Raw genomic sequence first — 11126 nt, 5'->3', positions numbered from 1 at the left:
CCTCCACCAACGGCACGGGAGCCTTGTGCGTTGCGGTCCTCACCTCGACCTGACCGGCGTCACCCGATCAGTGGTCCCGTTGAAAACGCTCACTGAAGAGCAAGGTGGGGCGCGTCTGGGACGCGTTCTGGTCCGGTGGCATCGCCAACCCGCTGGAGGTGATGGAGCAGATCACGTACCTGCTCTTCATCAAGCGGCTGGACGAGATCCAGACCCGCAAGGACCGCAAGGCGACCGCGACGGGCAAGCCAGACCCGAACCCCTTCTTCTCGGACGACCAGCAGGATCTGCGCTGGCAGAACTTCAAGGTCAAGGACCCCGAGATCATGTACGGGCTCGTCGCCGACGGCGTCTTCCCGTACCTGCGCCGCATGGGCGGGGACGAATCGACGTACTCCCACCACATGAAGGACGCCCGGTTCACGATCCCGGGGCCCAACCTGCTGGCGAAGGTTGTCGACCTCCTCGACGGCATTTCCATGGACAGCAGCGACACCAAGGGCGACATCTACGAGTACCTGCTCGCGAAGATCGCCACGTCCGGCCAGAACGGCCAGTTCCGCACGCCGCGCCACATCATCGACCTGATGGTCGAGATGACCCAGCCCGGCCCGCGCGACGAGATCTGCGACCCGGCGTGCGGCACGGCCGGCTTCCTGGTGCAGGCGGCGTCGTACGTGAAGCGGGTACATCGCGACGCGCTGCTCGGGGCGGAGCAGCGCAAGTACTTCAACGAGTCGATGTTCCACGGCTTCGACTTCGATTCCACGATGCTCCGCATCGGCTCGATGAACATGCTGCTGCATGGCATCGAAAGCCCGGACATCCGTTACCGCGACTCGCTCGCGGAGAGCGCGGCAGGCGAGGCCGAGCGCTACTCCCTGATCCTTGCCAACCCTCCCTTCGCGGGGAGCCTGGACTACGAGTCCACGGCGGTGGACCTCCAGCGCATCGTCAAGACGAAGAAGACGGAACTGCTGTTCCTGGCCCTGTTCCTGCGGCTCCTGAAGCCCGGTGGCCGGGCCGCCGTCATCGTCCCGGACGGCGTGTTGTTCGGCTCGACGAAGGCACACAAGCAACTGCGCCGCATTCTGGTGGAGGATTAGCAACTTCAGGCGGTGGTTAAGCTCTTGAGCGGGGTCTTCAAGCCATACGCTGGTGTCTCGACGGCGATCCTCTTCTTCACGAAGACGGACTCGGGCGGCACGGACCATGTCTGGTTCTACGACGTGCAGGCGGACGGCCTGAGCCTGGACGACAAGCGCAACCCGCTGCTTCCGGAGGAGCGCCTGGGCGTCCGCCCTCAGGGAGACCCGCTGACGCCGGACGAACTCCTGAAGAACAACCTCCCGGACGTCCTGGCTCGCTGGCAGGAACGAGACGGCGCAGAGAGGGACCGGGCGAGGACCGAGCAGAGCTTCTGCGTCCCCAAGACGGACATCGTGGCCCAGGGCTACGACCTGTCTCTGAACCGCTACAAGGAATTTGTCCATGACGAAATCGTGACGCGGACACCGAGGGAAATCCTGGCGGATCTGGAGCAACTGAACGAGGAGATCGCCAAGGGCACAGAAGAGCTGAAGGGAATCCTGGCGTGAGTGCACCCACAGTGCGAATTGGTGACGTGAGCACGCAAATTCGTGGTGTGACCTACGGGAAGGGTGATGCCGTCTCGAATTCCAGTCCGGGATATCTTCCGATTCTCCGGGCAGGGAATATCGAAGAGGTAGGCATCAGCTTCGATGATCTGGTATATGTGCCAGCAGTAAAGGCGGCGGAGAGGCAGCAGATCCGTCGGGGCGATGTTTTGATCGCGGCGTCGAGCGGCAGTTTGTCCGCAGTTGGTAAGGCGGCTCAAGCGACCGCTGATTTTGCTGGAGCATTCGGAGCGTTTTGTAAGGTGCTTCGCCCGTGCGAGTCGGTTGACGCTCGCTATTTCGGGCACTTTTTCCGTACTGCTCCGTATCGGCGACATGTCGCCAAGGTGGCCGCCGGAGCAAACATCAATAACCTGCGCAACGAGCACCTTGACGACTTGACCTTGCGATTGCCGTCCCTGACGGAGCAGAAGCGTATTGCCACCGTCCTCGACCAGGTCGACAACCTCCGCGCCAAGCGCCGCGAGGCCATCGTCCTCCTCGACGACCTCGCCCAGTCCATCTTCCTCGGCATGTTCGGTGAATTCCCTAAGTCGGCGAGGCTGGCCGACTTCTCCCAAGTGCAGGGAGGGCTTCAGCTTTCTGGGGCTCGGAAGACCAAGCCTCACGAGGTGCCCTACCTTCGGGTTGCGAACGTCTACAGAGGGCGCCTCCGGTTGGACGAGGTCAAGACACTCAAGGCGACTCCGCAAGAGATCGAACGCACCCGCCTTGTGAAAGGTGACCTACTCGTCGTAGAGGGGCATGGGAATGCCAACGAGATCGGCCGTACTGCGCTATGGGATGGGTCCATCGAAGTATGTACGCATCAGAATCATTTGATTCGTATCCGAGTGGATCGCCAGTATCTCATTCCCGAGTACGTGGAAATGTACCTGAACTCGGCGGTGGGGAGGCGTCATTTGCTGAGCTCGGCCAACACGACTTCTGGGCTCAATACCATCAGTACGGGCGCTGTGAAGGAGAACCCCATCGCGGTGCCGGATATGGGGCGGCAGCAGGGATTTTTGAATCGCCTTAACCACTTGCGCGAGGTCAAACAGCGCCACTTGATCCACCTCGCCGCCCTCGACGAACTCTTCACCTCCCTCCAGCACCGTGCCTTCTCCGGCACCCTCTGGGATCATGCAGCCCCCGGCGAAGCCGCGTAAGCCGCTCCCGCCGCGGTCGGTGCGCCGCACCGACCGCACCACCAACACCACACGCCACCCCCACGGCCGGGTAGGGGAGCCCGGCCCCCGGGTGGCGTTGCCATAGGAGACGGACGGACACGTCGGCCTCGTGCGGGCCCAGGACACCGAGCCCCGGGCCCGTACAACAGGGCCGCCACAGGGGAGAGGGACACCACACCGCCATGGGTAGCGACCAGAACGGGCAGGCCAGCGACGGCAGGGGTCAGACCGACCACGGCAAGAGCACCCGCGACCGAGCCGCCGCCGACAACATCAGCCGCACCGCAGGCGGCAACTTCGCCTTCCTCCGTGCCGAGTGGCCCGCCCTCTACGACGAGGCGATCCGTGCCGAGCGGCTGATCCACCACGACCCCCGTGCCGCCTGCTTCTACGCCCGCCGTGCGGTCGAGATCGCCGCCCGCTGGATGTACGACACGGACAGCAGCCTCAGCGAGCCCTACAAAAAGGACCTCGCGGCGATGCTCCACGAGCCGACTTTCCGGCAGCTCGTCGGGCCGACGGTCAACGCCAAGATGGACCTCATCCGCCGGCACGGGAACAACGCCGTACACAAGGCCGCCCCGGTCCCGAAGACCGTCGCCGAGGCCAGCGTCAAGGAGCTGTTCCACTCCCTCTACTGGTTCGCCCGGACCTACACCCGCCAGGGTGCCGCGCTGCCGCCCGCCGGGCTGGAGTTCGACACCAGCGCCGTACCGCGCCCCCTCTCCCCGCAGGCCCGCGCGCTGAAGCAGGCCGAGCTCAAGGCCAAGGAGGCGGAGGACGAGGCACGCTTCAAGGAGCAGGCCGAGCAGCTCGCCACCGAGCGCGCCCAGAACGCGGACCTCGCCCGGCAGCTCGAAGAACTCAAGGCGCAGATCGCCGCCGCCAAGGCCGCCAACCAGGCCGTACAGGACACCCACGACTACGACGAGAAGGCGACCCGGGACGCCTTCATCGACCTGCTCCTCAAGGAAGCGGGCTGGGACCTCCTCACCCCGGGCGAGGACACCGAGTACCCGATAGCGACCGGGATGCCCACCAAGACGGGCAAGGGGTACGTCGACTACGTGCTCTGGGGCGACGACGGCAAGCCGCTCGCCGTCGTCGAGGCCAAGAAGACCCAGCGGGACGCCCGCGACGGGCAGCAGCAGGCGAAGCTGTACGCCGACGCGCTCGAAGCACAGTTCAACCGCCGCCCGGTGATCTTCTACGCCAACGGGTACCGGACCTACCTCTGGGACGACGGCCTCGGCTACCCGCCCCGCCAGGTGCAGGGTTTCCTCACCAAGGACGAGCTGCACTGGCACATCCGCCAGCGCGCCGGACGCCTCTCCCTCACGTCCACGCCGGTGAACGAGAAGATCGCCGGCCGTCCCTACCAGCTGCGCGCGATCAAGCGGGTGGGCGAGACCTTCGAGCGGGACCGGATCCGTCAGGCGCTGCTCGTCATGGCGACCGGTACCGGCAAGACCCGGACCACCGTTGCCCTCGTGGACCAGCTGATGAAGGCGGGGTGGGCGCAGCGGGTGCTGTTCCTCGCCGACCGGCAGGCGTTGGTCACCCAGGCGATGAAGGCGTTCAAGGAGAACCTGCCGAACACCCCCGCGGCCAGCCTCCTCGATGACAAGGCCGCTTCGGCCCGCGTCTACCTCTCCACGTACCAGACGATGATGAAGCAGATCGACGTCGTCGACGGTGCGGGCCGCCGCCGCTTCGGGCCCGGACACTTCGACCTGATCGTCATCGACGAGGCGCACCGCTCGGTGTACGCGAAGTACGGCGAGCTGTTCCGCTACTTCGACTCGCTCCTGCTCGGCCTGACCGCCAGGCCCAAGGACGAGATCGACCACAACACGTACAAGCTCTTCGCCATGGAGGACGGGGTCCCGACCGACTCCTACGACCTCCAGGAAGCCGCCGCCGAGGGCTACCTCGTGCTCCCCAAGGCGGTGAAGGTACCGCTGAAGTTCATGGAGCAGGGCATCCGGTACGACGACCTCTCCGAGGCGGAGAAGGCCGAGTGGGACGACAAGGAGTGGACCGAGGACGGTGACATCCCGGACGCGGTGGGCCGCCACGACATGAACAAGTTCCTCTTCAACGAGGACACCGTGGACAAGATGCTGGAGACGCTGATGACGCGCGGCCACCGCGTCGAGGGCGGCGACCGGCTCGGCAAGACGATCATCTTCGCGAAGAACAACGACCACGCCCGGTACATAGAGGAGCGTTACAACGCGAACTACCCGCAGGGCTCCGGCCACACCGCGCGCGTGATCACGTACAAGGAGACGTACGCCCAATCCCTCATCGACGACTTCTCCAACCCGAAGAACCCGCCGAACGCCCCCGACATCGCCATCTCCGTCGACATGCTCGACACCGGCATCGACGTGCCCGAGGTGGTGAACCTGGTCTTCGCCAAGCCGGTCTTCTCCAAGACCAAGTTCTGGCAGATGATCGGCCGCGGCACCCGCCTGCGCCCCGCCCTCTACGGACCCGACCCGGACAACCCCGAGCACAGCAAGCAGAACTTCTACGTCTTCGACTTCTGCGGCAACATCGACTTCTTCAACAGCCGGCTCGACCGGTCGGAGGGGCGCAGGGCCGTCACCCTCACCGAGAAGCTCCTCCAGCGCCAGCTCGACCTGGTCCGGGTCCTCGACAAGCGGCAGCAGCCCGACCCGGCACGGGACGCCGGCCCCGACGCGATCGGTACGGAGGCGGAGATCCGCTGGTCGCTGGCCCACCGACTGCACCACACCGTCACCGGCATGAACCTGGACAACTTCCTGGTCCGCCCCCACCGCCGGGAGATCGAGGTCTTCAGCGACTTCGGCAGCTGGCACCGGGTGGACGACGACGCGGACACCGCGCTCCGCGACCACCTGCTCGGACTGCCCAGCGAGTTCCGCCCGGACGACGAGGAGACGGGCGAGGAGGCCAAGCGGTTCGACCTGATGGCGTACGGTCTGCAGCTCGCCGCGCTGGAAGACGGCAAGGACTTCGTCAAGCTGCGCACGAAGGTCCAGGACATCGCGTCCAACCTGCTCACCAAGATCAACAACATTCCGGCCGTCGGCGAACAGGCCGAACTGCTGGGGGCGGTGGCGGGCGACGAGTGGTGGGACGGCATCACGCTTCCGATGCTGGAGAACATGCGGCGCCGTCTGCGCCGACTGGCGCGCCTCACCGACCCCAAGGTCAAGCGGAACGTCGTCTACACCGACTTCGTCGACGAACTCGGTGACATCACCGAGGCCGAGATCCAGGGGATGCCCCAGGGCACGGACGAGCAGCGCTTCAAGCAGAAGGCGCGGGCCTACCTCCTCCGCCACGAGGACCAGCCGGTGGTACGCAAGCTCCGACTCAACGAGCAGATCACTGTGGCCGATCTGGCAATCCTTGAGGAGATCTTCCTCACGGAGGCCATCGCTTCCCCGGAGGACCTGGACGAGGTGCGGTCCTCCGGCGGCCTCGGCCTGTTCGTGCGAGGGCTGTGCGGGCTGGACCGGCAGGCCGCACAGAAGGCGTTCGAGGCTTTCATCGCGGGCAAGGAGTTCAGCTCCCGCCGGCTCGACTTCCTGACGCTGATCATCGACGCGGTGGCCAAGCGCGGAGTCCTGGGCCTGGGCGACCTCTATGAGGACGCGTTCGCCGATCTCGCTCCGGGAGGACCGGACGACCTGTTCACAGGTGACGAGCTCGAAGACCTCAAGATCGTCTTCAGGGAACTGGAGCGGACGGCCACGCCCACGGCGCTCGCTGCCTAGGTTCCGCCCGCTGGATTATGTGACGTTCCGACCGGTCGCCCGTTGGTTGGGTCATGAGTCGGGGGACCTGACGCATCAGGAGTGGTCGCTTCCAGTGCCGCAATGCCATTGCCGGGTGGCCGGGGTGGCCTGACCTGCACGACTCGGCACCGAGGCCTCCTTGGGCCGTTGATGGGCAGACCGGTACGATCAGCCGTTTGCCTGCGTCCGTCATGTCTTGCAGGGATGGTCCGCGAGGTGCAGCAAGTGACCGACGGCGTGGTGGTGGGCGTAGGGGCGGAACGCTGGGGTGAGGCGCTGGATGAGTTGTTCGCAGCGTGGTGCGTGGATACGGCGGGCGAGGTCGACTGCGGCGGTAGCGGCGTGTGCGGCGGGTTCGATGTCGTGGTGGGCGAGGTGGTTGGCGGCCTGGTAGGCGAAGAAGATGCCGCGGGTCTTGTCCCGTGTCGCGGGCAGCAGCTGTTCGCCGTGGGTGAGGAGTTGGTGGGCGGGGCGGGTGTCGCCGAGGTCGAGGAGTGTCTGGCCGGTGTCGACAGCGAGGTCCGCCTCGGACATCCACGTGCACCAGGTGGGGCGGTCGGTCCCGGCCCGGTTGAGATCGTGTTCCGCTGCGTGCAGGGCGTGGAGTGCTGCGGTGCGGCCCGGGGTGGGTGAGGCGGCGAGGCTGCGGGCGAGGCGCAGGTTGAGCAGGCTGCGGGCGGCAGGGTGGCGGGCTCGGGTCAGGGCGTGGGCGAGGAGGTCTTGGGCGAGGGTGTGGTCCTTGCGCCAGGCAGCCTGATAGGCGAGGTCGGAGATGAGTCCGGCGCTGCGGTCGGTGTCGCCGAGGGCGTGAGTGTTGTGGAGAGCGGCCATCCAGTATCTGGCTGCGAGGGGGTGGGCGCTGCGGTCGAAGTGGCGCCAGGCGAGGATGTGGGCGAGGTCGGCGGCCAGGGTGTGCAGCCGCTGAAGGGTGGCCGGACGGTGGCCGCTGGTCTCCAGGAGGTCGGTGACAGTGCCGAGGTGGGCGGCAAGGAGCCTGGTGGTGTGCTGTTCGTGGGCTGGCCCGGCTGCGGTGAGGCGGTCGGCGGAGGCGCGCAGGATGCCGACGAGGTCCCCGCCCGTGTCGGGTGGTCCGGCCGTTCCGGCGAGTGCTGCGGCTGGCCGGGAGGAGGCGGCCCATTGGCCGGCAAGTCCGGTCAGTCCGGCGCCGGAGAGGGTGAGGAAGGTGCGGCGTTCCACGGAGGTGAGGGCCTCTCGAAGGGCTGCTACGGCACTGCGCGGGGTGAGCTGAATAACTCCGTCGGGGGTGCCGTCAAGCCAGTGCGGCCAGGGCAGGGCGACGGCATCGAGCGGGGGCCCGAGGGCTTCAGCGAGGTAGAGCTGGGAGTCGGCATCGGGGACGGTGCCCCGCTCCCACTTGCGAACCCTGGACCTGTCGCAGCCGGAGCGCAGTCCGCGCCGGGCGGCAGCCTGGCGGACCCGGGCGGCCAGGACTGTCTGGGACAGGCCACGGGCACGTCGGGCGGCGGTCAGCGGGTGAGGATCGCTGTCGTCCACCCGTTCAGGGTGTCACCAGACCTGCACGCGTGGTCCTTGTTCGGGCAGAACGGGACTCCCCCGGGACTCCCTGTGCCGGCGGGCCGCAGTGCCCATCCTCTAGGAGGCGGGCCGGTCGGTCCGTACCTGAGGGGAACGGGTGAAAGGGCACGGTGCCATGACGAGACATCACGGCAGCTCGCTTGCGGGCACGAGGCCTGAGGGCCTGGAGGGAGCGACGGTCCTGGTGACGGGGGGCGCGGGGCTGATCGGCTCCCGGATCGCACGCCGTCTACGCGAACTGGGAGCCCACCCGGTCGCACTGTGCACGATGGACGCCTACCCGCCCAAGATCTACCAGGAGCTGTTCGGCGTCGTTCCCGGCAGCGTCGTCCCCGGTGACATCCGCGACGCCGCGCTCGTGACCCGGCTGATGCAGAAAGCGGATTACGTTGTGCACGCCGCCGCCCTCGCCGACGTGGCCGCCTGCACGCGGCTGCCCCAGGACGCCATCGACCGCAACGTGAGCGGCACCCAGACCGTCCTGTCCGCGGCCGCCGCCTCCCGCCGCGTGAGGCGGCTGGTGTTCGTGTCGTCGGCGTCGGTGTACGGCAACGGCAACCCCGACGACTGGGCCGGACCCGAAGACGAACACCGCAGTACCCGGGAGCTGCTGGGCAGCGTCTACGGGCAGATGCCGCCCCGGTTCGGGGAGGAACGGCGGCGGCGGCCGCTGTCCGTGTACGCCAACACCAAGGTATTCGGCGAGGTCCAGACCGACCTGATCCTGCGCCCGGCCGGGATCTCCTACAGCGTGGTGCGCTACTTCTCCGTCTACGGCCGGCCGCAGGTCATCAAGCCCGGCAGCCACTCGTGGGTGGTGGCCTGGTTCGCGGCCCGCGCAGCGGCCGGGCTCCCGCTGCACCTCAACGGCGGCGGCCACCAGGTCCGCGACTTCGTGCATGTCGACGACATCGCGGAGGGCACCCTGCGCGCCTTGACCGAGCCTGCCGCGGACGGGAGAACGGTCAACATCGGCACCGGCCGCCCCACCACGATCCGCACGGTCGCCGACCTGGTCGCCGGGCACTTCCCCGGCACCCGTGTGGTGGAGACGCCGATGCCGCCGGGTGATCCGCTGGGCGGCTGCGCCGGTACCGCACTGATGCAACGGGTTCTGGGCTGGCAGCCGGGCATCACCATTGAGGACGGGGTCGCACGGTATGTGCGCTGGCTGAAGGCCACGCCCGCCGCTCTGCCCGACTGGCTGCGCCAGGAGGCCGGGCAGAGCGCCTAGATGACTGGTGGGCGGCCCAGGCGCGTCATCCGTGCCACGGTCGCCCACCGCATCGGACGCCGCGGCCCGCCCGACTCACGGACGCCCTCGGCGAACCCACCCGCCCAGGCCCGCCATCCGTCCCACGACCGTGTCCGCACCATCGTCAGCAGGGCCCACACCCCGAGATAGGCCGGGACCAGTGGGGCGGGCAGGTTCCGCTTGGCCAGCCACACCCGGTTGCGGGCCGTCATGCGGTGGTAGACCGCGTGCCGGGCCGGTGATGTCCAGGGGTGCTGCAGCAGCAGAGACGGCTCGTACACCACCCGCCATCCGTCATCCAGCGCCCGCCACGCCAGATCGGTCTCCTCATGTGCGAAGAAGAACTTCTCAGGCCAGCCGCCGATCCGCTCCAGCATCCGCATCGACAGCCCATGCCCGCCGCCCAGAAACGTCGTCACCTCCCCGGCGCGCATCGGGTCCTTCGACCGCAGCCGCGGCACATGCCGGCGCTGCGTGCGACCGTGCTCGTCGGCGATCCGGAACGACACGATCCCCAGCCGCTCATCGGCCTCATACATCTCGGTCAGCTTCGCGAACACGCCGGTGTCCACCAGCAGACCGTCATCGTCCAGGTCGACGACGACGTCCACGTCCCCGCACGCCCGCAGGTGCTCGATGGCCACGTTCCGGCCGCCGGACACTCCCAGATTCTCCTCCAGCTCCACCCCGTCCACGCCCGCGGGCAGCTCCGGCAGGGGGCTGCCGTTGCCGACCACCACGATCCGCGCGGCCGGCAGCGTCTGACCGGCCACCGACTCCAGCAGCGACCGCAGCTCGGCAGGCCGGTTGCCCATGGTCAGGACCGCGATACCCAGACGTGGACGACTCACAGGTGAACTCCGATCGGATTCCAGGTCGACGCAGCCTATCGGCCCGCCCACCCCGCTCCGCCCGACACGGACAGGAGGTGACCGCGTGACCACCCCACCGTTCCTCCCGCTCGGCAACTACCTCACCAACCCGGCGGACCCCGCCCTCACCCACACCCCGTACGCCCGCCTCGCCGCCAGCGATCTGGCCGCATGGCTCACCCAATGGCCCGACCTCCACGCACAGACCCTGAAAACCCTCCCGTGCCGCATCCACCCCACCGCCCGGATCCACCCCACCGCGATCATCGGCGACGACGTCATCATCGGAGCCCACGTCCGAGTCTGGGAGTTCACCACCGTCCGCGGCCACACGCTCCTGGCCCCCGGGGCGAGCGTCGGCTTCAACTGCGAGATCACCAATACCTACCTCGGCGCCGGTACCGTCCTGGGCCACCGCGTCGGCCTCAACCGCACCCTCGTGGGCGACCACGCCCACCTCTCCGCCGACGTCATGGCCGCGGCGATCCACCTCACCACCGACATGACACACCCCAGCCGCGACACGTTCCTCCGACTGCCCGACGGCATCTACCCCTGCCGCACCCCCCGCTTCGGAGCCCTCATCGGCGACCGCGTCCAGACCGGCAGCCGCATCACCCTCGGACCCGGAACCGCCATCGGCCGCGACTGCCTCATCCACTCCCACACCGCCGTCAGCCCGACCGCGGTCGTACCCGGCCACCACACCATCACCCCCACCGACCGCCCCACCCACCACGCACGTACCCGCCGCGCCTGACCGGCCAGGGGTCACCCGGCGCCCCTCCGGCCTAAGGCCTCTCGTCCGGATCTTGCCC

At 67.8% G+C, this 11126-nt stretch carries 6 protein-coding genes and 1 pseudogene; 5 read left to right on the top strand and 2 right to left on the bottom strand.

Features of this window, described 5'->3' with window-relative positions:
• Positions 1 to 104 precede the first annotated feature (104 nt).
• The 3 genes and pseudogenes from ACFY93_RS24955 to ACFY93_RS24945 all read left to right on the top strand — a co-directional run bounded on the left by ACFY93_RS24955 (position 105) and on the right by ACFY93_RS24945 (position 6603).
• Positions 105 to 1598, top strand: a pseudogene (locus tag ACFY93_RS24955) (N-6 DNA methylase).
• The gene (locus ACFY93_RS24950; protein WP_391362935.1) at positions 1595 to 2809 is read left to right on the top strand and encodes a restriction endonuclease subunit S; all 1215 of its coding nucleotides are present in this window, start codon (positions 1595 to 1597) and stop codon (positions 2807 to 2809) included. The pseudogene ACFY93_RS24955 and the gene ACFY93_RS24950 overlap by 4 nt, the downstream one beginning before the upstream one ends.
• A 203-nt stretch (positions 2810 to 3012) precedes the next feature.
• On the top strand, positions 3013 to 6603 hold the full coding sequence (locus ACFY93_RS24945; RefSeq protein ID WP_391362933.1) for a DEAD/DEAH box helicase family protein: 3591 nt from the start codon (positions 3013 to 3015) through the stop codon (positions 6601 to 6603).
• A 210-nt stretch (positions 6604 to 6813) separates the two neighbouring features.
• Here the strand turns inward: ACFY93_RS24945 and ACFY93_RS24940 are convergent, their stop codons facing one another.
• On the bottom strand, positions 6814 to 8139 hold the full coding sequence (locus ACFY93_RS24940) for a multiprotein-bridging factor 1 family protein (RefSeq protein WP_391362931.1): 1326 nt from the start codon (positions 8137 to 8139) through the stop codon (positions 6814 to 6816).
• 157 nt (positions 8140 to 8296) lie between these two features.
• Between ACFY93_RS24940 and ACFY93_RS24935 the strand changes: the two genes are divergently transcribed.
• Positions 8297 to 9415 (top strand): NAD-dependent epimerase/dehydratase family protein, encoded by a 1119-nt coding sequence (locus tag ACFY93_RS24935; protein ID WP_391362929.1) that lies wholly within the window; start codon positions 8297 to 8299, stop codon positions 9413 to 9415.
• Here the strand turns inward: ACFY93_RS24935 and ACFY93_RS24930 are convergent.
• Positions 9412 to 10287 carry a glycosyltransferase gene (locus ACFY93_RS24930; RefSeq protein ID WP_391362926.1) on the bottom strand — a complete coding sequence of 292 codons (876 nt, stop codon included), beginning with the start codon at positions 10285 to 10287 and terminating at the stop codon, positions 9412 to 9414. The genes ACFY93_RS24935 and ACFY93_RS24930 overlap by 4 nt on opposite strands.
• A gap of 85 nt (positions 10288 to 10372) precedes the next feature.
• On the opposite strand from ACFY93_RS24930, the gene ACFY93_RS24925 reads away from it, so the two are divergent.
• Positions 10373 to 11068 carry a transferase gene (locus ACFY93_RS24925; protein WP_391362924.1) on the top strand — a complete coding sequence of 232 codons (696 nt, stop codon included), beginning with the start codon at positions 10373 to 10375 and terminating at the stop codon, positions 11066 to 11068.
• The last annotated feature ends 58 nt before the right edge of the window (positions 11069 to 11126 follow it).

It is taken from the genome of Streptomyces sp. NPDC008313 (assembly GCF_042956125.1).
Lineage (GTDB): Bacteria > Actinomycetota > Actinomycetes > Streptomycetales > Streptomycetaceae > Streptomyces.
Note: the sequence above shows the minus strand (reverse complement) of the source record. Positions and strands in the feature narration are given on the sequence as shown.

Coding starts and splice junctions, on each gene's coding strand:
- ACFY93_RS24945 (WP_391362933.1), top strand. CDS start 3,013: ATGGGTAGCGACCAGAACGGGCAGGCCAGCGACGGCAGGGGTCAGACC.
- ACFY93_RS24935 (WP_391362929.1), top strand. CDS start 8,297: ATGACGAGACATCACGGCAGCTCGCTTGCGGGCACGAGGCCTGAGGGC.